The organism is Paraburkholderia sp. Clong3 (assembly GCF_050436485.1).
GTDB lineage: Bacteria > Pseudomonadota > Gammaproteobacteria > Burkholderiales > Burkholderiaceae > Paraburkholderia > Paraburkholderia tuberum.
In genome coordinates, this window is the sequence record NZ_JBNDMH010000002.1 from 1,438,064 (window position 1) to 1,461,237 (window position 23,174).

Sequence of the window (23,174 nt, forward strand, 5' to 3'; positions counted from 1 at the left end):
TCGCGTGCCTCGCGTGCCGTCTGGCGATCGGAGCAGTCAGTTGGGAGGGCCGGGTTCGGCCCTGGGGGAATTCGCCGTGCGCTGCACGGCGCGCGACGCAGTGGTGCTGCTGTCGGACGGTCCGTTGCGCGTGCGCTTCGAAGCGCTTGGCGCGCGGATGATCGGCGACGCGCGCGTGTCGGACATCGCGCGGCGGACATCGGCGGCTAATTGTCTTCGCACGGTGCAAGGCATTTTCCGCCAGGTGCGCGCGATTGCCGCCGCGGCGGGTGGTACAAGCGGGATCGTGCGGCACGACCGCAACAAAAAACGCGTGTGAACCGTTGGAGCGGCTCACACGCGTCAGAGCGAACAGAAACGCAATTCGCTCAATTCTGGCCGTACGTGATCGTTTGCACGCCGGCGTCCGTGCCGAGCAGGCACAGGTTCGCGCCGCGGCCCGCGAACAGGCCGACCGTGACGACGCCGGGCCATGCGTTGATATGCGCCTCGAGCGTGCGCGGGTCGCTGATGCTCAAGCCCTTCACGTCGATGATCTCGTTGCCGTTGTCGGTGATAAACGGCACACCCTCTTTCGTCACACGCACGACGGGCACGCCGCCGAGCGCCGTCACGCGCCGGCCGATCGCGGTGCGCGCCATCGGCACGACTTCGATCGGCAGCGGGAAATGGCCCAGCGTCTCGACGACCTTGCTCGCATCCGCGATGCAGACGAATACTTCCGACACCGACGCGACGATCTTCTCGCGCGTGAGCGCGCCGCCGCCGCCCTTGATCATCGCGCCGCTGTGATCGATTTCGTCGGCGCCGTCGACGTACACCGGCAGCGAGTCGATCTCATTCAGGTCGAGCACCTTGAAGCCGTGCGATTGCAGACGCGCGGTGGTGGCGAGCGAACTCGACACCGCGCCGCGATAGCGGGATTTGGTGGCGGCCAGCGCGTCGATGAAGCAGTTCGCGGTGGAGCCCGTGCCGACGCCGATCACCGAGCCTTGCGGCACGTTGGCATTCACGTAATCGGCGGCGGCCTGGCCGACCAGTTGCTTGAGTTCGTCTTGAGTCATGGGAGAGGCGGGAAAAGCGTGAAAAACCCGTAGTTTACCGGAGTGGCGCGGAGAAGGCGCTCAAAGCAAAACGCCCGGAACCACCACCGCGTTCCGGGCGCCCACAATCGGCCAACAACAAGAACGACGACAGAAAACTACTTCTTCACCGCCCGCTGCCGCACAGCCTCGAACAGACACACTCCGCTAGCCACGGATACATTCAAACTCTCCACCGTCCCCGCCATCGGAATGTTCATGACGACATCGCAGGTTTCACGCGTCAGGCGTCGCATGCCCTCGCCTTCGGCCCCCATCACGAGCGCCACCGGCCCGTCGAGTTCCGTTTCGTAGACACTCTTCTGCGCGTCGTCGGCCGTGCCGACCACCCAGACACCCGCGTCCTTCAGTTCGCGCAGCGCGCGCGCCAGATTCGTGACCGTGATGTACGGGACCGTGTCGGCCGCGCCGCTCGCCACTTTCGCGGCGGTCGCGTTCAGTCCCACCGCGCGATCGCGCGGCGCGATCACCGCGTGGGCGCCGGCCGCGTCGGCGACGCGCAGGCAGGCGCCGAGATTGTGCGGATCGGTCACGCCGTCGAGCACGAGGATCAGCGGCGAGCCGCTGATGCCGTCGAGCAGTTCGGCGAGATTCTGCGCAAGCGGCAGATCGCCCGCGCGCGCGACCACGCCCTGATGACGTTCCGTGCGCGCGAGGCCCCACAGACGCGTTTCGTCGGCGGCGATCAGACGCACGCCCGCGTCCTTCGCCGCATGCAGGAATTCGGTCATACGACGGTCCTTGCGCGTCGCGTCGTAATAGACATCCTCGACCGTCGACGCATCGTGCCGGATACGCGCGGTCACTGCGTGGAAACCGTATAAGACCTTATGACGTGCCATGACTGAACAACCTTTGATGGGGCGCGCATTCAACGCGCGCCACTGTGATGAATATGAAACCAAAAGGCAGACCGCGCGCAACCGGCACGTGCTCACGTGCCCGCTGCGCGCGGTCCCGGCGCTGTGAAAGCCTCAGCGCTTCTTGCGTGCCTGCTTCGACGCCGCCTTGATCGCGACACCGTGCTTCCTCGCCACGCGCGCTTCCTTGAGCGCCGCGCTCTGCGCGGGCGCGGCCTTCTTGCGCCGCGGACCCGGCACCGACGCGCCACTTTCCACCGGCGGCATCACGCGCACGCGCGGGCCAGCGCCTTCTCCCTTGTCCGCCGCGATGCCACGTGCCGCAGGCGGCTTGATCGGCGTATCGCGCACAAGGCGGAAGTCGATCTTGCGCGCGTCGAGATCGACGCGGCTCACCTGCACGCGCACGCGATCCGACAGCCGGTAGCGAATGCCGGTGCGCTCGCCGCGCAGCTCGTTCTTGATCTCGTCGTACTGGAAGTAGTCGGAGCCGAGTTCGGTCACATGCACGAGGCCTTCGATGAACAGCGAATCGAGCTGCACGAAAATACCAAACGACGTGACGCCGTTGACCATGCCGCCATACTCTTCGCCGAGCTTGTCGCGCATGAAATAGCACTTGAGCCACGCTTCGACATCGCGCGATGCTTCGTCCGCACGGCGCTCGTTCGCCGAGCAGTGCAGCCCAAGTTCTTCCCAGATCGCCACGTTGTTCGCGCGCCCGCGGGCGCCCCGCTTTTCCTCGTCGGCCTGTTGCATCGCGCGGGCGCGCGGCGACAGTGCGGTATTGAGCTCGACGCCGTGCGGCGGCTGCGGCTGATACTTACGGCCCTGCAGGATCGCGTAGATCGCGCGATGCGTGAGCAGGTCGGGGTAACGGCGGATCGGGCTCGTGAAGTGCGCGTAGGCCTCGTAGGCGAGGCCAAAGTGGCCGATGTTGTCGGGGCTGTAGACCGCCTGCTGCATCGAGCGCAGTAGCATCGTCTGCAGCATCGAGGCGTCGGGCCGGTCGCGGATCTGCGCCATCAGTGCGGCGTAGTCGCTCGCGTGCGGCGTGTCGCCGCCGCCGAGCGTCAGGCCCATGCCGCGCAGGAAGGTACGCAGGTTCTCGAGCTTTTCCGCGGTCGGGCCCGCATGCACGCGGAACAGGCCCGGATGCTTGTTGCGCTTGAGGAAGTCCGCCGCGCACACGTTCGCGGCCAGCATGCATTCCTCGATCAGCTTGTGCGCATCGTTGCGCGTGCGCGGCACGATCTGCTCGATCTTGCCCTGCGCGTTGCAGACGATGTACGTCTCCGTCGTATCGAAGTCGATCGCGCCGCGCTTCTGACGCGCCGCGAACAGCGCCTTGTAGACGCCATACAGATTCTGCAGTTGTGGCAGCAACGCGGCGCGGCGGGTCGCTTCCGGGCCTTTGGTGTTTTTCAGCACCGCGGCGACTTCGGTGTAGGTGAGCCGCGCGGCCGAATGCATGACGCCCGGATAGAACTGATACGCCTTCACGTCGCCACGCGCGGTGACGATCATGTCGCACACGAGCACGCAGCGGTCGACTTGCGGATTCAGCGAGCACAGTCCGTTCGACAGCTTCTCCGGCAGCATCGGGATCACGCGGCGCGGGAAATACACGGACGTGCTGCGCTCGATCGCGTCGGTATCGAGCCCGCTTTGCGGAAGCACGTAATGCGACACGTCTGCGATCGCGACGATCAGGCGGAAGCCGTCGCCGCGGCCCACCTGCACCGGCTCGCAATAGACGGCGTCGTCGAAGTCGCGCGCGTCCTCGCCGTCGATCGTGACGAGCGGCACGTCGCGCAGATCGACGCGATGGCGAATGTCGGCCGGGCGCACTTCGTCGGGCAGCTTCGCCGCTTCGGCCAGCGCGGCCTCGCCGAACTCGTGCGGCACGCCGTATTTGCGCACCGCGATTTCGATTTCCATGCCGGGGTCGTCGATATCGCCCAGCACTTCGACCACGCGGCCGAGCGGCTGCGAATGACGGCTCGGAAAATCGGTCAGCTCGACCACCACGACCTGGCCAACCTTCGCCTTGCGGGTGTTCTGCGTGATCAGGATGTCGTGGCCGATGCGCTTGTCTTCGGGCGCGACGATCAGCGCGCCGTTCTCGTTGAGCAGACGGCCGATCACGCGTTTGTTCGCGCGGTCGGTGACCTCGACGATGTGCCCTTCGGGCCGCCCACGCCGGTCATAGCCGACGATGCGCGCGAGCACGCGGTCGTTGTGCATGACCTTCTGCATCTCGCCGTTGGGCAGGAACAGGTCGTCCTGGCCGTCGTCGCGAATCAGGAAACCGTAGCCGTCGCGATGGCCCTGGACGCGGCCCGCGACGAAGTTCGACGGATGGGTCAGTTGATAGAGATTGCGCTGATCGAGCCGGATCTGGCCGTCGCGCTCCATTGCGCCGAGACGCTTGAAAAATCCTTCGCGCTCCTGGCGCTTGATCGACAGGGCTTCGGCGATGTCGTTCGCGGCAAGCGGCATTTCACTCGTGCGCAGCACGCCGAGGATTTCTTCGCGGCTTGGAATCGGATACGGAAATTTGCTCAAGGGCTTGTCGATGATTTTTTCTCGTTGCATGGACGTCGGTCGGCGATGTGATCCGGCCTGGAAGGCGTTTGCGTAATACGCGCAGTCGCGCTCGGCTGCATCTGCACGGCGGCTGCGCTGGCTCGGTCATTGCACCTGCTGCTTTCTGCTCTTCTGCTCCACTGCGATTTGCACCGGAAACTGCCTGGGTCCGGCTCGTTCGACGCCAGCCGACGCGCGTCTGCCTGATCGCATGTCGACACTCGCGTCGGGACGCCGGATGTGCATCGAGCCAACGAACTACTGCGAGGCATTCTAACACCCGTGTCGGGCGCCACGCGGGCCTGCGGCGGTGGTTGGGACGCATAGTGCGCCGGGCTCGCCGCGAGGTTGAATCGCGTTCGGCAAATCGCTTGACAGGTCGGAATCTGTCGCTATAATTGCGGTCTTTGCTGTTCATCACCTGCCCAGGTGGCGAAATTGGTAGACGCACTAGGTTCAGGTCCTAGCGGTGGCAACACTGTGGAGGTTCGAGTCCTCTCTTGGGCACCAGATTCAAAAGTAGAGCCGCCTTTTGGCGGCTCTCTTTTTTTATAAGGCCTGGTAGTCGAAATCGTTGTTCGTGTTTCGATTGCCGGATCAGCAGGACGGTGGTTCAGTAGCGATTGCATTACTTCGCTGCGCGTTCAACCGAGCGGATGAGAAAAGCAAGTTTGTTTGAAGCAGGAATTGACAAACTTAATCATCTTGCTAAAATAGCGGTCTAGCTTGAAGACGTGCCCAGGTGGCGGAATTGGTAGACGCACTAGGTTCAGGTCCTAGCGGTGGCAACACCGTGGAGGTTCGAGTCCTCTCCTGGGCACCACAAGTTCTTCCGGCGTAAGCCGATGTAGTTCGAGAAACCCCGTAAGATCAACGTCTTACGGGGTTTTTTGTTCTCTACGGATCCCTTGCGTTCCACTGACATCGACGTGTCGTGTATCTGGCCGCCGGTTCCTGTCGACGTGAACGTGCCCGCGGCCGACGTGCTCTGCAAGGACGTCACGGGCGAAGGACCAAAGTCGAGCCACGCCCCGCCCACGCTGGTGACGAAACTGCCCGCACTCTGCGCGAAAGCGGTGGTACATCTCGCGCCCGGTATCAGGGCAAGGCATGCGATTTTTTCATCATTTTTCTCCCCTTCTTCGTATAGCGAATTGATAGTTGTAAATCGATCTGTTCCTATAAGTCGCACCGCTCAGAATTGCTCGGCCGCGAGATTCGACGCGCCGGACATGCCGCTGCGGATGGCTTCCGTCAGCGCACCGGTTTTCGGCAGGATCTTGTCGGCGTAAAAGCGCGCGGTCGCGAGCTTGGCCTGGTGAAAGTCCGGATCGTCGCCCGCCGCGCATTGTTTCGATGCGGCGAGCGCCGCGCGCGCCATCTGCCAGCCGCCGCACACGTAACCGGCCAGCATCAGATAGTCGACGGAACTGGCGAGTGCTTCGTCGACCTGCGTCGCAAGCGTGCGCAGCATCCAGCCGGTCGCGTCCTCGAGCGCCTGTACGCCGGTAGCCAGCGCCGTGCCGATCGGCGCGAGCTGCGCATCAGGGCTGCGCGTCAGCTCCAGCGCGACCTCGCGCATCTGCGCGACGAGTTCGGCCATTGCGGCGCCGCGATCCGACGCGAGCTTGCGGCCAACGAGGTCCGCCGCCTGGATGCCCGTCGTGCCCTCGTAAATCGTCGCGATCCGTGAGTCGCGCAGGAACTGGCAAGCGCCCGTTTCTTCGATGTAGCCCATCCCGCCATGCACCTGTACGCCGAGCGAGGCGATCTCCACGCCGAGCTCCGTGCACCATGCCTTCAGCACGGGAATCAGCAGGTCGACGCGCGCTTGATGGCGTACGCGCTCACCGGCGTCCGGATGGCGGTGAGCGTGATCCATGTCGGCGGCCATCACGTACGCGAACGCGCGCATCGCTTCGATCTGCGCCCTCATCGTCATCAACATGCGCCGGACATCCGGGTGATGCACGATCGCGACGGCACTGGCGGATTTGCTCGCCGCCAGCCGTCCCTGAACGCGCTCCTTCGCATATTCGCGAGCCTGCTGATACGCACGCTCCGCGATCGCCAGCCCCTGAATGCCGACCTTCTGGCGCGCTTCGTTCATCATCGTGAACATGTGCGCAAGGCCCTTGTTCTCCTGCCCGACCAGATAGCCGATTGCACCGCCCTCGTCGCCGAAGCTCATCACACAGGTCGGGCTCGCGTGAATGCCGAGCTTGTGCTCGATCGATACGCAGCGCACATCGTTGCGTTGCCCGGCCGAGCCGTCTTCGTTCAGCAGAAACTTGGGCACGAGGAAGAGCGAGATGCCCCGCACGCCCTCGGGTGCGTCGGGCGTACGCGCCAGGACGAGGTGCATCACATTGCTCGTCATGTCGTGGTCGCCCCACGTAATGAAGATCTTCTGGCCATGAAGGCGATAGTGATCGCCTTCGGGCACGGCCTTCGTGCGCACGGCGGCGAGGTCCGAGCCGGCCTGCGGCTCGGTCAGGTTCATCGTGCCCGTCCACTCGCCGCTGACGAGGTTGGGCAGATAGCGACCCTTCAGTTCTTCCGAACCATGCTGCCGCAACGCCTCGGTGGCACCCGCCGTCAACAGCGGACACAGCGCGAACGCCATGTTGGATGCGTTCCACATTTCCACCGTGGCCGCATGCAGTAGTTCGGGCAATCCCTGCCCGCCGAATTCGGGGTCGCCGGAAAGACCGCTCCAGCCGCCGGCGGTGAATTGCCGGTAGGCCGCGGCAAAGCCGTCCGCCGCCACGACGCCGTCGTGCGTCAAACGCGCGCCCTGCTCGTCGCCAGGCTTGTTGAGCGGCGCCAGCACTTCGGTCGCCAGCCTCGCGGCCTCCTCGAGTACGGCCTCGGCAAGTTCGGGCGTGGCCTCCTCGAAACCCGGCAGCGACGATACTGCGTCGAGCCCAGCCAGTTTCGTCATCACGAAGCGCATGTCGCGCAGCGGTGCGATGTAGATGCTCATCATGTGCTCCGGTATCAACGCTGTTGCAGTTTGTCCAGTTCACCGGATAACTCCGGCAACACCTTGAAGAGATCGCCGACGATCCAGTAATCGGCGACCTGGAAAATCGGCGCCTCCTCGTCCTTGTTGATGGCGACAATCACCTTCGAGTCCTTCATGCCGGCCAGATGCTGGATCGCGCCGGAGATGCCCACCGCGATGTAAAGCTGCGGCGCGATGATCTTGCCCGTCTGACCCACCTGATAGTCGTTGGGGACGAACCCGGCATCCACCGCTGCCCGCGATGCGCCGACCGCCGCGCCGAGCTTGTTGGCGATGTCCTCCAGCAGCGCGAAGTTTTCGCCGGAGCCCATGCCGCGGCCGCCAGAGATCACGCGCTGCGCAGATGTCAGTTCAGGGCGCTCCGAGCGCGTCAACTGCTGGCTCAGGAAGCGTGAGCCGGAGACATCAGAGGCGGGCGCGAGCGGTTCGATCGTCGCCGCGCCGCCTTCGGCCGGCGCCGCGGCGAACGCTGTCGTTCGCACGGTGACGACCTTGATACGGTCCGCGCTGCGCACCGTCGCGAGCACGTTGCCCGCGTAGATGGGGCGCACGAACGTATCGGCGGACTCGACCGCGACGATGTCGGAGACTTGTGCCACATCGAGCAGCGCGGCGACACGCGGCATCGCGTTCTTCGCGGTCGTGGTGGCGGGCGCGAGCACATGGCTGTACTCCTCGGCCACCGTGACGATGAGCGCGGCAAGATTCTCGGCCAGCGAATGGCCGTAATGCGCGGCATCGGCAATGCGCACGCGGGTCACGCCGGCGATGCGCGCCGCCTGTTCAGCAACTTTCGCGCATTGCGATCCGGCCACGAGGACATGAATATCGTCGCCAAGACGGGCGGCGGCGGTGACGGCGTTCAGAGTCGCACTCTTCAGCGCCTCGTTGTCGTGCTCAGCAATAACGAGTACGGGCATTTTGCTTCCCTCCGGTCAGATGACTTGTGCAACGTTTCTCAGTTTGTCCAGCAACTCCGCGGCGTCGGCCACGCGAATGCCCGCCTCGCGTTTCTGCGGCTCCGCGAGCTTCAGCGTCGTCAGCCTCGGTGCGATGTCGACGCCGAGCGTGTCCGGCGTCACGACATCGAGCGGCTTCTTCTTCGCCTTCATGATGTTGGGCAGCGTCGCGTAGCGCGGCGTGTTGAGCCGCAGATCGGCGGTGATCACCGCCGGCAAATCGACCTCGATCGTCTCAAGGCCGCCGTCGATCTCGCGCGTCACCGTGGCCTTCCCCGCTTCGACGGTTACTTTCGACGCGAACGTCGCCTGCGGCCAGCCGAGCAGCGCCGCGAGCATCTGGCCGACCTGGTTCGCGTCGTCGTCGATCGCCTGCTTGCCGAGGATCACGAGCTGCGGCTGCTCCTTGTCCACCAGCGCCTTCAGCAGCTTCGCGACCGCCAGCGGTTGCAGCTCGGCGTCGGTCTCGACGAGGATGCCGCGATCCGCGCCCGCCGCCATCGCGGTGCGCAGCGTTTCCTGGCAGCCCTGCACGCCGCACGACGCGACGACCACCTCGGACGCCGCGCCGGCCTCCTTCAGGCGCACGGCCTCTTCCACGCCGATTTCGTCGAAAGGGTTCATCGACAGCTTCACGTTGGCGATGTCGACGGCGCTGCCGTCGGCCTTCACGCGGACCCTCACATTCGCGTCGACGACGCGTTTGACAGGAACAAGTACTTTCATTGCCTACTCCGTTTTTCGAAAAAAAGCGCTCCACCCGGCCGGCCCTGTAAGCAGGCGGGCCCGGATGTCGCATCGTTCGTCTGGAGCACGCGCGGCCTGCTCGCTTGCGGCAGCGCATGCGGGAAGGTCGATCAGGTCACCGAGGCTTGCCCCCCTCCTCGGTGAACACGTTGTCGCGCCGCGCTTCGAACATCTCGACGAGAAAGCGCTCAAGCGGTTTTTCCGACGCGGTCTTCGGGATTTCCGGCACCACCTGCAGCCACGTGATGACGGAGCTCGCTTCGAGCTTCGCGCGGCAGGCGCGGAACACTTGCTGCGGGTCGAAGCCGGCCGCGTGCCTGGGCACGACGGCAGCGACGACATCCTTCTCGCCGGGCGCGCCGGACGCGGCCTTCACGCCATAGACGTAGACGTCCTCGGCTGCGCCCGACTCGGCAATCACCCTCTCGATCGGCGCCGGATCGATAAACTCGCCGTTGTGGCGAATGCCGCCGCCTTTGCGGTACTCGAAGAAGAGCCAGCCGTTCCCGTCCTCGCGCACAACGTCGCCCATGTACAGCCAACCGTCCTTGCACTTCTTCGCTGAGGCTTCCGGATTGCCGAAGTACTCGACCTTGAACGGCGAGCCGTCCGCCGGCCGGAACAGCAGTTCGCCGGACACGCCGGGGGCACAGTCGTTGCCGTCGTCGTCGACGATGCGGTGTGTCAGGATCGGTACCGGCTTGCCGATGCTGCCGACCGGACCGGTCCCGAGCGGCTTCACGGTGATCCCGCCTTCCGCCGCGCCGTAGAACTCGACGATCCGCACGCCGAAGCGCGTCTCGAACGCATTCCAGATGGCCGCCGGCATGCCCGCCGAAATCACGAAGCGCACGGGGTTATCCGCATCGTCGGGCTTGTTCGGCTCGCTGTAGATCGCCGTGGTCATGCCGCCCAGCAACGTGAACGAGGTGCACCGGTATTTGCGTGCGATGTCCCACAGGCGCGACTTCGTGAAACGGCGTGACAGCACCGCGCGCATGCCCGCCATCAGCGACGCGCCGAGCGTCACGATCTGCGCGTTCGCGTGCGTCAGCGACAATCCCGAGTAAGGCCGGTCGTCGGGCGCGTAGCCGAACAGCGCCGATACCGCCGCCGACGTCCCGCAATAACGCTGATGCGTCATCACGATGCCCTTCGGGTCGCCGGTGGTGCCGGACGTGAAGATCAGCTGCATCGCGGACTCGGGGCTGCCGGTGTCGATGGCTAGTTCGGGAACATGCGCCGGCAGCAGCGCGCGGTACGACGCCACGCCCGTGAAATCGGCAAGCGGCTTCGCTCCCTCGTCGGTTTCGAGCCCGATCACCCACTGCAACCGCGCGCGCGAATCCTTGACGGCCATCAGATTGCCGAGCGCGTAGTCGGCGGCGATCACGCCCTTGCACCTGGCGTTCTCGAGCATGTACGCGAGCTTGTCGCCCTTCGCGCGCGGATCGATCGGCACGAACACCGTGCCCGAGATCGAGGCCGCGACCATCGCGTCGACGAACTCCGCGTGATTGGCCATCAGGAGCGCGAAGTGCTCGCCGGGACGCATGCCCTGATCGATCAGCACCTGGGCAAGGCGCTGACCGTTCTCCCAGAGCTGCCGGTAGGTGCGTACTTCATCAGGCCGCACGCCGCCGCCTTCGACAGTCAGCACGTCGAGATCGGGCATCGTCTCGACGCGGTTGGCGATCAGCGCCGCCAGTGTGGTATCGGGTCGGGTGCTCATGACGCTTCATCTCCTTGCAGATGCGGTTCGGTTCGCGGTTCTCACGGCTGCGCCTCAACGTCCGAGAATCGTGATGCTGGCAACGGCCTCTTCCACGCCGCACAACCCGCCGCCGTTCTCCGCGATCGCGATGCGCGCGCCTTCCACCTGGCGTGCGCCCGCTTCGCCGCGTAGCTGCATCACGAGTTCGTAGAGCTGGCCCAGTCCTGTCGCGCCGATCGGATGCCCCTTCGATTCGAGGCCGCCGGACGGATTGATCGGAATCCGTCCGCCGATCGTGGTGTCTCCGCGTTCCGCCGCGACGCCGCCCAAGCCGGGCTCGCATAGCCCGAGCACTTCGGACTGGATGATTTCGCCGATCGCCGTCGCATCGTGCACTTCGGCGACCGACACATCCTGCGGGCCGACGCCGGCCTGCTCATACGCGCTCTGCGAACCGAGCCGGACCAGATGCCGGTCGAGCGCGGTGGCCGGCCTGTCGCTGCCGGTCTGCAGCACGGACGCCAGCACGCGAATCGCTCGCGAGCGAGATCCGTTGAGCAGTTCGAGGCCGGCGGCGCTGCACACGATCGCGGCAGCCGCGCCATCGCTCACGGGCGAGCACATCGGCAGCGTCAGCGGATAGGTGATCGGCGGCGCACTGAGAATCTCGTCGATCGAATACGCCTGGCGGTACTGGGCGAGCGGATTGTGAACCGAGTGCCCGTGGTTCTTCGCGGACACCGCGGCGAACTGGCGCTGCGTCGTGCCGAACTCGCGCATATGCATGCGGCCCATCGAGGCGTAGATATCCATGAACACGCTATAGGGCTTCGGCGATACGCTTGCGGCAGGCGGCTCGACACCGCTGCCCATCTCGAGCAGCCGGCGCGTGCCGTTCTCCGTGTCGTGCACGTCCCACGCGCCGTCGAACGCGCTGAACGTGCGCGCCTTGTCGGTTGAGAACATCTTCTCCGCACCCACCGCAAGCACAATGTCGGCAGCCCCGGCCCTCACGTAGTTCACCGCGAGATGGAACGCCGTGCTTGCGCTCGCACAGGCGTTCTCGACGTTGATCACGGGAATCCTGTCCACGCCCATCGCGCGCAGCGCAAGCTGGCCGCGGATCATGTGCTGGCCCTCCATGTGCCCCTGTGTGGAATTGCCGAAAAACGCACCCTGCAATTGCGCGCGGTCGCAGCCGGCGTCGGCGAGCGCGCCTTCCACCGCAGCGCGCGTCAGCGCTTTGACGCTCGTGTCCAGATGCTTGCCGAAGGGCGTCATCCCGACACCCGCGATATACACTTCGTTGGCCATCTCTACTCTCCATCGGTGAAATGTCCGCGCCACGCGTGCGCGACGCAGACGGTCCGGTTCGCTGTCAGACGTGCTTCACTTCGTAGGCCAGATAGCCTTCTTCGGCCAGGGCGGCAACGAGGTTGCGCGCGCCGAACGCTTGCGAGGGCGAAACGAAGCCGGTCGCATGCAGTTGCCCGCGCAGTACGCGGCGTACCGCTTCCGCGCCGAGCACGCCGGTTTGCGCATAAGGGGAGTTGCCGCGCAGCACCACGCTGACGGAGTTCGTATTGCCGCGCCCCTGGCATGACAACGTGCAGCGGTTGACATCCGGGTTCTCGCGCGCAGGTTCGACCTGCGTCACGGCCTTGCCCCACTCGTTGGTGACTTCTTCCTGCCTCGCCGCATCGAGCTGCCGGCACTCTTGCTCGAACTTCTTCAGGAGGCCGATCACGCCGTTGAAGCGCTCCTGATTCCTGAACGACACGAGCGTCTGGCAGTTGCGCACGCGCGGATCGTCTTCGTACCAGATCGGCTCGCCGCCGCCGCTCCAGGGCAATGCATTCAGCAGTACGTGCTCGCCCGGCACGTGCACCTGGTACGACGTCGCCCACGGCCACTGCACCAGTTCGTTGTTGCGCAGATAGAACTGCGGCTGCGTGCACATCCGCAGGAACGACATCGTCGATGCGACGCTCACCTCCGAATCGCCGAGATAGAGCATGTCGAGCGTGTCGATGCCCGGCGTCTGAAGCGCGATCTCCGCGGCGAGATTGCCTTCCGTCCACATGTACGAGTTGGCCGGACACAGCGCGAGATCCTTCGCGGCGAAGGATGGTCCGTAGGTGCGCTTGAGCAGCGACATCCAGTCGGTTTCGCCGGTCGTGTCGAAGTAGTGGCAGCCGGCCGCAAGGCTCGCCTCGACGACAGGACGGCCAAGCTGCATGAACGGCCCGACGATGTTGATCACCGCCTTCTTGCCCTTGAACAGCTCGGTGAGCGCGCCGGTTTCATGCTCGAGCGCCACACACTGATAGTCGTGTCCGGCAAGCTCGGGCACCTTCGCCATTTCCTCCGCCAGCCGCTGCTTGTTACGACCCGCGGCAATGAACGGGATCCCGCGTTCGGCGAGCTTCCACGCCGTGAGCTTGCCCGTGTAGCCGCTTGCTCCGTAGAGCACCACTTCGTAAGCCGTTGCCATTTCCTTGTCTCCGTCCTTTAGTCATCCATTCAGTTGTGCAGTCGTCCGCCGCCGTTCAGAGCAGTTCCGGATCGATCAGGTAGTAGCCGCCCTTGATCGCAAGAATTTCGTTGCAGCCGTCCTCGATCAGCGACGCACGGGCATCGCGCCAGATCTTTTCGATCGGGTACTCGCGCGTGAGTCCGTTGCCGCAGAAGATCTGCAGCGCATCGTTGGCGACTTCGAATGCAGTCTGGGTCGCGGTGATCTTTGCCGTCATCGCCGCATGCAGCGATGGCTGCGGCGCGGTGAAGTTGTAGTGGACGACGCGATGCGCGAGTGCGCGGGACGCCTCCACTTTGCGGAACATGTGAAAGAGCCGCGACGCGACCGACTGATGCCGGATGATCGGCAGGCCACCCTGCTTGCGTTCGTGCGCGTAGGCGAGCGCAAGCTCGAACGCGGCGCGCGCGGTGCCGGTAAATACCGTCGCCATCACCGCGTTGGCGAGCGAGTGGATCGCGTAGACCGCGTCGAGATACTGATCGGGACCGGCGAGAAGGTGGTCCTTCGAGAGCGTGACGTTCTCGAAAAACAGTTCGCCCTGATTGAGCGCGCGCTGACCGATCTTGTCGAGCGGCTTGCCGCGCGACACGCCTTTGGCATCCAGCGGCACGATGACCACCACGCCGCGCTTCGTGTCGACGCCGAAGCCGCTGTCCGCCGCGCAGTAGAGAATGCACACGTCCGCGGAGATACCGTTGGACACCCATGCGGACTTCTGCCCATTGATGATCACTTCTTCGCCGCGCAGCGTCGCGACGCAGTTGGGCCGGCCGTACGTGCCCTGCGAATGGAAGATCATGCCGTTTGCGTCGAGCATGTCGGAGCCGTGATCGGGCTCCGTGATCGCCCAGCAGCCGAGCTTCTCGTCCGGCGTCAACGCGCGGCAAAACGGGTTGTTGAACATGGCTGACATCAACGCGGGAAGAAGACCCGCGCCATACGTAATCGCCAGTCCCGAATCACCCCAACCGAGTTCCTCGAACAGAATGCACATCGTCTTCGCCCGTTCGGCGGGTTCGAGCTCGAGCAGCCCGTCGACACCGAATCCCAGCTCGACGAATTTCGCGCGTGCGTCCCAATACGGCGAACCCTGCGCAATCACCTGTTCAGGCGTCATGCGATCGAGCTTGACGCCTGTCGGGCGCAACACTTCTTTCGCATAGCGATGGACCGTCTGCTGGACCATCTGACCCATTTCCGATAATTCGGGCTCCGCACCAAGAGGTCCGAGTTTGTGCACTGCAATGTGACTGGATGTGGCTGACATGTCTCCTCCTTCGAGGTGGTTGGGCGTATCATTTCGTGAGCAGCGCACTGGCTTCCGTGTTGCCCGGCAAACCATCCGGGCATGATCGGCCGGCGCACACCGAGGTCCGGCTGGCTCAACTTCGATCTCCTCTATGGAATCCATGATGTCCCAGCGCCGCGCCGAGCCATATCCCCCTTACAGGGGGCGCGGGAGCAGGAATGGGCGATGCAGCCAGCGTCAATCCGAACACCCGGAGCAGCCGATGCACGTACCTGAAGCAGCGCCCCTCAAGAGGCCGCCTCCCTTTCTTGCCACGAAGGTTTTTCCGCCGCGCCTGCCCGCGGGATTGATTGATCGGCCCCGGCTCGTCAGTCTTGCCGAGCAGACCGAAAACAGTCGGCTGACAGTCATCAAGGCACCCGCCGGCTATGGCAAGACGTCGCTCGCGCTCACCTGGCTCAGCCGGCTGCGGGCGAGCGGCGCGCAGATCGCATGGCTCGCGCTCGACAGCGAGGACGACGAACCGGCGCGCTTCTTCCATCATGTGGCGCGGGCGCTGCACAACGCCTGCTGCAATGTCGGCGCTTCGGCAATCGGCCTCACGACAGAGGCGTCGCTGGTTCCCGCGCACGCCGTCGTATCGACGCTGATCAACGAGCTCGTCGACGTCGACGACGATGTCTATCTCTTCCTCGACGACTATCACCTGATCAGCCTTCCCGCGATTCACGAAGCGATGTCGTTCTTCATCGCGAACGCGCCATCCAATGTGCACGTGGTGGTGTGTACGCGCACGGACCCCGCGCTGCCGCTCGCGAGGCTGAGGGCGCAAAACGATCTGATGGAAATCGACGCGTCGGCGCTGCGTTTTAACTTCGACGAAACGTGCAGCTTTGTCGAACACGCATGCCCCGGCAAGCTGCGCGCCACGGGCGTCAAGTCGCTGTTCGCGAACACCGAAGGGTGGGCCGCGGCGTTGCGCATTTCGGCGTCGGTGCTATTGCGGGAGGAAGCCAGACTGGGCTGGGAACCGGCTGTGCCATCCGGCGCGTCCCGGCCGTTTGCGGCCTACCTCCAGGACATACTCGAACGCCTGCCGCCCAGGATGGTCGAGTTCATGCTGCGCACAGCGATACTCGAGCGGCTAACCGCGTCGTTGTGCGAAGCGCTGACCGGCGCCGAATCCGGCCAGGCGATGCTGGAGACGATCGCCGCGCGCCAGTTGCTGCTGGAGCCGATGGATCTGGAGGGACACTGCTTCCGCTACCACCACCTGATGGGCGAGTACTTGCGCCAGCGGCTGGAAACGCAGTATCGCGATGAGGTGGCGGACCTGCATCGCCGCGCGTGCCAGTGGTATGCGGAGCAGGAACAGTGGACCGACGCCGTCAGGCACGCGATCGCCGCGGGCGCGACCGACGAGGCGATCTCGTTGATGGGCCACTGCGCGATGGCGCTCGTCAAGAAAGGCGATCTGCTCACGCTGCTCGGCTGGCAACGGCGGTTTCCGGCACATCTCATGCGCGGACAGGTCAAGGTCACGCTTGCGATCGCATGGGGCATGGCGCTCGCGATACGTTCCGACGAGGCGCTCGCGATGCTGGACGCGATCGAGCGCGACGCCGGCGCGAACGCCGACCCCGGCAACATCCGCTGGGAATGCCAGGTGATCCGCTCGGTGGTAGCGGCGCTGCAGGACGATCCGCAACGGGCGCTCGCGATCGCACAGCCGTGCCTCGAGCGGCCGTCGAACGACCTCTGGACCACGAATGTCGCGTCCAACGTCGTGCGCTTCGGGCACTGGAAAGCGGGCAACCTCGACGCGCTCCATGCGACGCCGTGGATCCCCTATTCGCTCGAAGAAGACCAGCGTAATGTGTTCGCTTCGGCCTACCGGCTCTGCCTGCTCGGCCATGCGGAGATGCAGCAGATGCACTTCGGGTTGGCGGAGCGGTATTTCATGGAGGCGCTGCAACTGGCCGAGCTTCATGCCGGTCCGCAATCCATCTCCACCGCGTTGTGCGCGCCGATGATCGCGCAGATCAGATACGAGCAGGGCCGGCTCGACGAGGCCGAAGCATTGCTTGCCGATCTTATGCCGGTGATCGAGCTGGCTGTCCTGCTGCTCGACAGCACGTTGATCGCCTACCGGTTGCTCGTCCGGATCGCAGCCGCGCGGTCCAATACCGCGCAAGCCTACGCGTTGCTCGATCAGGGACAGGCGCTGGGACACGCGCGCCGCTGGGACCGGCTGGTCGCGGCCGCCCTCGTCGAGCGCACGCGGCTCTATCTGGTGGAAGGAAGAACGGCGCAAGCCGCGGGATGTGTCGCGCAACTGAAGCAGTTTGCGGCCGCCGGCTCCGCCCCTTCGGGCACCGTCTCGTCAGAGACGCAGACCTATCACGCACTCGGCGCGGCTTATGTCGCGATGGCCGGGAAGCGACCGCAAGACGCTGTCGAGGCACTGACCGTCGCGCTGCAGGGCGCCAATGCGCGGCATGCCGACTATCTCGCGCTGCGGCTACGAACCGTGCTTGCCCTCGTCTGGCTGAGTGCGAACGAACGGGCCCGCGCCGTCGAAATCTTTCGCGAAGTCCTGAAGGACGCCGCGGCAGCCGGTATCTACCAGTCGATCATTGACCTGTGTCCGGAAATCGGCTCGCTGCTGCAGGCTGTTCGCGACGACACGCACCCGAGCGCGCAGTCGCAGGACATGCTGCGCTATATCGATCATTTGCTCGACGGCTGGCGCGCACTGTACCAGCGGGACAGGAAACCCGAACTCGACACCGAGCGGGCGTCTCTGAGCGCACGGGAACGCAATATCGTCGGCCTGATCGCAGAGGGGCAGTCGAACAAGGAAATCGCGCGCACCCTCGGCATTGCGCCGGAAACCGTCAAGTCGCACGTGAAGAGTATCTTCGTGAAGCTGTCGGTCGACAAACGCGCACAGGCGGTTGCGCGCGCGCAGGCGCTGGGGCTCGTCGGGAGCGGCTAGCCCTGACGGCTGAAACCACGCACGCAAAGAGCAGCGCGATCATGACCACGAGCAGACATGTCGCGCTCCGCCGCATCTGCTTCAAACGCGGGGCTTTCCGATACGCCGGCGCATCGGCCGCGGCGCGCCGCGGACCTTCTCCGCCGTTCGCGAGAAAGCTCAACTCGCCTCCCGCCGCAGGAACTGGCGCACCACCGGCGCGACGTCGTTCGCGCGCGTGATGAGAAACAGGTGGCCGTCGTCGATGACATGAAGGCTCGCGTGGCGGATGCGAGCCGCAAGAATCTTCGCGTTGGCAAGCGGTACGATCGGGTCGTCGTTGCCGTGCATCACGAGCGTGGTCTGGCGCAACGCGCCAAGCCAGGGCAGGCTGCTCCAGCCCGAAGCAGCCAGCAACTGGTAGAGGTAGCCGCGGCCGCGCGGCGCCTGGATGTGGCGGCCATGTTCCTTCAGCAGCGACGGATCCCGCCGGTACGCGCCGCCATAGATTTCCGCGCCCACCTGCTGGAGGTAGTCCGGATCGGTATAGCGGCGTGGCCCGATCAGCTTCGTCAACACCGAAAGCTTCGCCGGCACCATGATGACGCCCGGCGAGGTCGCCGCGAGAATCAGCCTGCGGCAGCGCACCGGATAGAGACGCGCGAATTGCTGCGCGAGCGCGCCGCCCCACGATACGCCGAGCACATCGACAGGCCCGTCGTAGCCGAGCCGCGACAGCAGCCTGTCGGTCAGCACCGACAGCGTCGAGAAGCGGTACGGCACGAGGGGCGCGGGCGAGCCGCCCACACCGGGGATGTCGAAGATGATGACGCTCACATCCTCCAACGCGGCGACGAACGGCTCCGCCAGTTCAAGGTTGGCGCCGATGCCGTTGAAAATGAGGAGCGGCGGCGAAGCGTCGCTGCCCTTGCACGTCGCGACACGCAGGACCTGGCCGTCCAGATCGACCATCTGGACCTGCATACCGCAGAAAGACTCAGGGGTGAGTTGCATCTCTGTCATCCGGACGACCTTTTGGCGGAACACTTCATCGGGGGTTCGGCATGCCATATCACCATACCGAGTTACTTCTTCGGTTGCAGGAGCGTTTTCAACTCCTTGTGCAAGGCCTGTTGAACCACTTCGCCGGCGTTCGCGGGCTGGCTTGCCGATGCGGCGAGCCGCGCGCCGAACGACTGGAGCTCGGTGAACATCGCGCGCATGATTTCCGCCTGCTTCCGGGCGAGTGACTGCACGCCCACGAACGCGGCCGTGTTGGCTTCGGCGAGCGCCTCGATGTCCTTGCGACGCGACTCGAGGATCTTCCCGACGTCGACGCCAGGCAATTTGAACTGTCCGAAGACCTTGGTGTACTCAGCGAAAATACTATTCGGGTTGGTTGAATCCATGATTCGAATCTCCACAAAATTGCATCTGGAAAATAACAGCCATAACCCGGCCAATCAGGGTGTGTGTCAAGCTTCCATTACGTAGGTCCCGGGCGCCTTGATGCCCGCCGGATGCCGCTCGCTGCCGAGCGCCGTCGGTGCCGCACGACTTTCGCCGGAACGCTCGCGCAGCCAGTCCGCCCAGTTTTTCCACCACGAATCCTTTTCGGCCTGTGCGCCGGCCAGCCATGTTTCGGCATTCGCCGGCAGTTCGGGATTGAGGAAGAACTTCGCCTTCGGATTGCCGGGCGGGTTGACCAGGCTCTGAATGTGCCCGCTCGAACTCAGCACGAACCGCGTGTCGCCGCCGAAGGTACGCGCCGTGTTGTACACGCCTTTCCACGGCGTGATGTGATCCGTCATACCGGCCACCACGTACTTGTCGCACGTGACGCCGGCAAGGTCGATCGGCGTGCCGAGCACCGTCAGCGCGCCAGGCTTGCTGAACAGGTTGCCCGCGAAGATGTCGAGCAACTGGCCATGCAGCCGCGCGGGCAGCCGGGTCGCGTCGTTATTCCAGTAGAGGATGTCGAACGCGGGCGGCGCCTTGCCCAGCAGATAGTTGTTGACCCAGTAATTCCACACCAGATCGTTGGGCCGAAGCCATGCGAACACGCGTCCCATCTCCTCGCCGGCGAGCACGCCCTTCGATATGCTGTTCTGCTTCGCCGCCGCGATGGCTTCGGGCGTCGCGAAGAGACCGAGCTGCGAGTCGGCAGAGCTGTCCAGCACGGCGACCATCAGCGTCGCGGCGTTGACGGTCTTTTCACCGCGGCTCGCGAGGTGGCCGAGCAGCGCCGAAATCGTCATCGCGCCGGAGCACGCGCCGTGCAGGTTCACATCGTCGCTGCCGGTGATATCGCGCACCGCCGCGATCGCTTCGATAAGCGCGCTGACATAAGTGTCGAGATCCCAGTGGCTCTGTGCCGCGGTGGGGTTGCGCCAACTCACCGCAAACACCTGGAACTCGCTCTTCACCAGATGGTCGACGATGCTCTTGCCTTCGGACAAATCGAACACATAGAACTTGTTGATCTGCGGCGGCACGATCAATTGCGGACGGCTATAGACCTTCGCGGTCGCCGGCGCATACTGGATCAGCTCGAGCACCTCGTTGCGAAACACCACCGCGCCCGGCGACGTGCCGAGATTCTTGCCCACCTCGAACGCGCTCCTGTCGACCTGCGCGGGCATGCCCTGGTTCTGCAGCATGTCCGTCACGAGGTTCTTCGCGCCGCCAATGAAGCTCGCGCCGCCGGAATCGACAAGCTTCTTCACCGCCGCGGGATTGCCGAGCAGCGTGTTCGTCGGCGACAGTGCGTCCGTGACCAGCGACATCACGAACTGCGCGCGCTCCTTGCTCTTCGGGTCCAGCGCGGAACGCTCGACGAATCCGGTCATCGCGTTGCGCCATGCAAGATAGCTCTGCAGCGTGAGGCGGTAGAACGAATTGTCGCGCCACGCGGGGTCGGCAAAACGCTTGTCGCCCGGCGGCGGCATAACTTCCGCACTGCCATACAGCGCGGCGATCAGCTCGCGCACGAGCGCCGCTTCCTGCTCCATGAGCAGCGCGGGTTGCCGCAGCGCCTGGGTGCCGATCTGTTGCGCGGTCGCCAGAAAGTCGCGTGGACGCAGCCCGACAAACGGGTTGGGGCCCAGCATGCCTTCGGTGGCGGACGCCGAGAGATCGTCCGTCTGGTCGATTCGCGACGGTTTGTCAGTTATTGCTGCCATCTTGATGCTCCTCAAACAACGCATTCAGCTTTGTCAACGGGTAAGGGTCAAGCCACCAGCATCGCCAGCGACTCGGCAATCAGCGCCGGCTTGTCCTCGCCCTCGATCTGCAACTCGTTCATCGTCTTGACGATGATCCGTGCGCTGCCCTTCTTCTCCACGGATACGAGGGTCACGCGGTTGCGCACTCGCGCGCCGGCCTTCACCGGCGTCATGAAGCGCACCTTGTCCAGCCCGTAGTTGAGACCGGCCGACGCATCCTCGGGGATGAGACCGATCTCGATCGCGAGCGCCGCCAGCAGCGAGAGCGTCAGATAGCCGTGCGCGATCGTGCCGCCGAACGGGCTCTCGCGCTTCGCGCGCTCCACGTCCACGTGAATCCACTGCCGGTCCCCCGTGCACGCCGCAAATGCGTCGATGCGCGCCTGATCAACGACAACCCAGTCCGACAGGCCCAGCTCGCGGCCAACGAAGTCGTCAATTTTTGCAATGCTGTATTCCTTGATGCTCATCGTGTCTGCTCCTGGTCACCGGTTACGCGAACTGCTCGCGCAGCCACTTCTTGTTCATCTTGCCGACGCTCGTCTTTTCCAGTGCGTCGACGAATTTGACGGTCTGCGGCACCGCGTACTTCGAGATCTGCCCTGTGTGGCTGAACTGGAGAACGTGCTGCCTGATTTCGTCCTCGGTGATCCTGCCGTTCTCCTTGAGCACCACCAGCGCCACCGGACGTTCGCCCCACTTCTCGTCCTTGATCCCGATCACCGCGACTTCCGACACGTCCGGGTGCAGCGAGATCAGGCTCTCGATCTCGAGCGACGAGATCCATTCGCCGCCCGACTTGATCACGTCCTTGATGCGGTCGGTGATCTGCAGATTGCCGGTGGTATCGATGTTCGCGATGTCTTGTGTATGCAGGTAGCCGCCGGCCCAGAGCTGTTCGGACGCTTCCGGATTGTTCAGGTACCCCTGGGTGAGCCACGGCGCACGCGCGACGATCTCGCCGTATGCCTTGCCGTCGTGCACGACGTCCTCCATGTTGTCGTTGACGATGCGCAGATCGACGAGCGGAACCGGCAGTCCGGTCTTGCAACGCAGGCGGACTTCTTCGTCGAGGTCGAGCGGCTCGCTGCGCGGCTGCAGTTGCGCGAGACTCAGCACCGGGCAGGTCTCGGACATCCCGTAGCCTGCGAACACGTCGATGCCGCGCTCGAGTGCGGCGCGCGCAATGCCGTGCGGCAACGCGCCGCCGCCGATGACGATCTTCCACTTGCTGAAGTCCACCGACTTTCCTTCGGGACAGTTGAGCAGCATGTGCAGGATCGTGCTCACACAGTGCGAAAACGTGACGCCCTCGTCTCGCACCAGCTGCACCAGACGATCCGGCATATAGCGGCCAGGATAGACCTGCTTCGCGCCCAGCACCGTCGCGATGTACGGCATGCCCCATGCGTGCACGTGGAACATCGGCGTGAGCGGCATATAGACGTCGCCACGGTGAAAGCGCTGACCCGACACCGGGCTCGCCAGCGCGGCCATCAGCGTGATCGTGTGCAGAACCAGTTGACGATGCGAGAAGTACACGCCCTTCGGCAGGCCGGTCGTGCCCGTCGTATAGAACGTGGTGGCCCTGGTGTTTTCGTCGAAATCCGGGAAGTCGTAGTGCGTCGCACTCGCCGCCAGCATCGCTTCATATTCCGTCGCGAACGGGATGGTGTGCGCGCATGCGTCGCTGTCCGGCTCGTCGATCCGCACAAAGGTGCGTACCTTTTCCAGCTGATCCTTGATCGTTTCCAGCACCGGCAGAAAATCGGTGTGAACGAACAGGACTTCCGCTCCCGCGTGGTTGATCGTGTAGACGATCTCGGCCGGCGACAGCCGCACGTTGACCGTCTGCAGCACCGCGCCCATCATCGGCACCGCGAAGTAACACTCGAGATAGCGGTGGCTGTCCCAGTCCATCACGGCGACCGTGCTGCCGTGCCGCACGCCGAGCCCGTCGAGGCCATTGGCGAGCCGCGCGATACGTTCCTGCAGCGTGGTGTAGGTCATCCGCAGCTGCCCGCGGTAGACGATTTCCTGGTCCGGCGCCTGAGCGAACGGCGTGTGCAACAGATGCTTGATCAGCAGCGGATAGGCATGGTTGGATGGCGTCGAGTCTTGCACTGCGTCCTGCATCAACATCTCCTTGAGTCGAGAAATAGACTGCGGGCTGACACAGGTTCGT

General features: G+C 64.5%; 17 protein-coding genes and 2 tRNA genes. 4 read left to right on the plus strand and 15 right to left on the minus strand.

Annotated elements, in window-relative coordinates; all coding sequences use genetic code 11:
• The first annotated feature begins 40 nt into the window (after positions 1-40).
• Positions 41-319 (plus strand): hypothetical protein, encoded by a 279-nt coding sequence (locus OKW30_RS10920; RefSeq protein WP_260335697.1) that lies wholly within the window; start codon positions 41-43, stop codon positions 317-319.
• 49 nt (positions 320-368) lie between these two features.
• Here OKW30_RS10920 and rpiA read toward each other — a convergent pair whose 3' ends face one another.
• The 3 genes from rpiA to rnr all read right to left on the minus strand — a co-directional run bounded on the left by rpiA (position 369) and on the right by rnr (position 4,561).
• Positions 369-1,064, minus strand: coding sequence for a ribose-5-phosphate isomerase RpiA (rpiA, locus tag OKW30_RS10925; RefSeq protein WP_184063918.1), 696 nt, complete (start codon positions 1,062-1,064; stop codon positions 369-371).
• 137 nt (positions 1,065-1,201) lie between these two features.
• Positions 1,202-1,945 (minus strand): 23S rRNA (guanosine(2251)-2'-O)-methyltransferase RlmB, encoded by a 744-nt coding sequence (rlmB, locus tag OKW30_RS10930; protein WP_184029367.1) that lies wholly within the window; start codon positions 1,943-1,945, stop codon positions 1,202-1,204.
• Between the two features lie 132 nt (positions 1,946-2,077).
• The gene (rnr, locus tag OKW30_RS10935) at positions 2,078-4,561 is read right to left on the minus strand and encodes a ribonuclease R (RefSeq protein WP_429346684.1); all 2,484 of its coding nucleotides are present in this window, start codon (positions 4,559-4,561) and stop codon (positions 2,078-2,080) included.
• A 414-nt stretch (positions 4,562-4,975) separates the two neighbouring features.
• Here rnr and OKW30_RS10940 point away from each other — a divergent pair.
• Positions 4,976-5,062 (plus strand) — tRNA-Leu (locus OKW30_RS10940).
• A 226-nt stretch (positions 5,063-5,288) separates the two neighbouring features.
• Positions 5,289-5,375: transfer RNA gene (locus tag OKW30_RS10945), tRNA-Leu, on the plus strand.
• A 372-nt stretch (positions 5,376-5,747) separates the two neighbouring features.
• On the opposite strand, the gene OKW30_RS10950 is transcribed toward OKW30_RS10945, so the two are convergent.
• From OKW30_RS10950 to OKW30_RS10980, 7 genes are all read right to left on the minus strand, one after another.
• Positions 5,748-7,538 (minus strand): acyl-CoA dehydrogenase C-terminal domain-containing protein, encoded by a 1,791-nt coding sequence (locus tag OKW30_RS10950; RefSeq protein WP_184064034.1) that lies wholly within the window; start codon positions 7,536-7,538, stop codon positions 5,748-5,750.
• Positions 7,539-7,552: 14 nt separating this feature from the next.
• Positions 7,553-8,500, minus strand: coding sequence for an electron transfer flavoprotein subunit alpha/FixB family protein (locus tag OKW30_RS10955; protein ID WP_184064037.1), 948 nt, complete (start codon positions 8,498-8,500; stop codon positions 7,553-7,555).
• Between the two features lie 15 nt (positions 8,501-8,515).
• Positions 8,516-9,265 carry an electron transfer flavoprotein subunit beta/FixA family protein gene (locus OKW30_RS10960; protein ID WP_187626831.1) on the minus strand — a complete coding sequence of 250 codons (750 nt, stop codon included), beginning with the start codon at positions 9,263-9,265 and terminating at the stop codon, positions 8,516-8,518.
• A 136-nt stretch (positions 9,266-9,401) separates the two neighbouring features.
• Positions 9,402-11,018, minus strand: coding sequence for an AMP-binding protein (locus tag OKW30_RS10965; protein ID WP_429346685.1), 1,617 nt, complete (start codon positions 11,016-11,018; stop codon positions 9,402-9,404).
• A gap of 54 nt (positions 11,019-11,072) precedes the next feature.
• The gene (locus OKW30_RS10970; RefSeq protein ID WP_429346686.1) at positions 11,073-12,314 is read right to left on the minus strand and encodes a thiolase family protein; all 1,242 of its coding nucleotides are present in this window, start codon (positions 12,312-12,314) and stop codon (positions 11,073-11,075) included.
• 64 nt (positions 12,315-12,378) lie between these two features.
• Positions 12,379-13,494, minus strand: a complete 1,116-nt coding sequence (locus OKW30_RS10975) for a saccharopine dehydrogenase family protein (protein ID WP_429346687.1) — start codon at positions 13,492-13,494, stop codon at positions 12,379-12,381.
• Positions 13,495-13,549: 55 nt separating this feature from the next.
• On the minus strand, positions 13,550-14,806 hold the full coding sequence (locus OKW30_RS10980) for an acyl-CoA dehydrogenase family protein (RefSeq protein ID WP_429346688.1): 1,257 nt from the start codon (positions 14,804-14,806) through the stop codon (positions 13,550-13,552).
• A 328-nt stretch (positions 14,807-15,134) separates the two neighbouring features.
• Between OKW30_RS10980 and OKW30_RS10985 the strand changes: the two genes are divergently transcribed.
• The gene (locus OKW30_RS10985) at positions 15,135-17,786 is read left to right on the plus strand and encodes a LuxR C-terminal-related transcriptional regulator (protein ID WP_429346689.1); all 2,652 of its coding nucleotides are present in this window, start codon (positions 15,135-15,137) and stop codon (positions 17,784-17,786) included.
• Positions 17,787-17,945: 159 nt separating this feature from the next.
• On the opposite strand, the gene phaZ is transcribed toward OKW30_RS10985, so the two are convergent.
• From phaZ to OKW30_RS11010, 5 genes are all read right to left on the minus strand, one after another.
• The gene (phaZ, locus tag OKW30_RS10990) at positions 17,946-18,779 is read right to left on the minus strand and encodes a poly(3-hydroxyalkanoate) depolymerase (protein ID WP_429346690.1); all 834 of its coding nucleotides are present in this window, start codon (positions 18,777-18,779) and stop codon (positions 17,946-17,948) included.
• Between the two features lie 71 nt (positions 18,780-18,850).
• Complete coding sequence (locus OKW30_RS10995) at positions 18,851-19,174, minus strand: phasin family protein (protein WP_429346691.1); 324 nt, start codon at positions 19,172-19,174, stop codon at positions 18,851-18,853.
• 66 nt (positions 19,175-19,240) lie between these two features.
• A complete protein-coding gene (locus OKW30_RS11000) occupies positions 19,241-20,947 on the minus strand; it encodes an alpha/beta fold hydrolase (protein ID WP_429346692.1) in 1,707 nt (568 codons plus the stop codon).
• Between the two features lie 47 nt (positions 20,948-20,994).
• On the minus strand, positions 20,995-21,459 hold the full coding sequence (locus OKW30_RS11005) for a MaoC family dehydratase (protein ID WP_184064068.1): 465 nt from the start codon (positions 21,457-21,459) through the stop codon (positions 20,995-20,997).
• 22 nt (positions 21,460-21,481) lie between these two features.
• On the minus strand, positions 21,482-23,125 hold the full coding sequence (locus tag OKW30_RS11010) for a fatty acid--CoA ligase (RefSeq protein ID WP_429346693.1): 1,644 nt from the start codon (positions 23,123-23,125) through the stop codon (positions 21,482-21,484).
• Between the last annotated feature and the right edge of the window lie 49 nt (positions 23,126-23,174).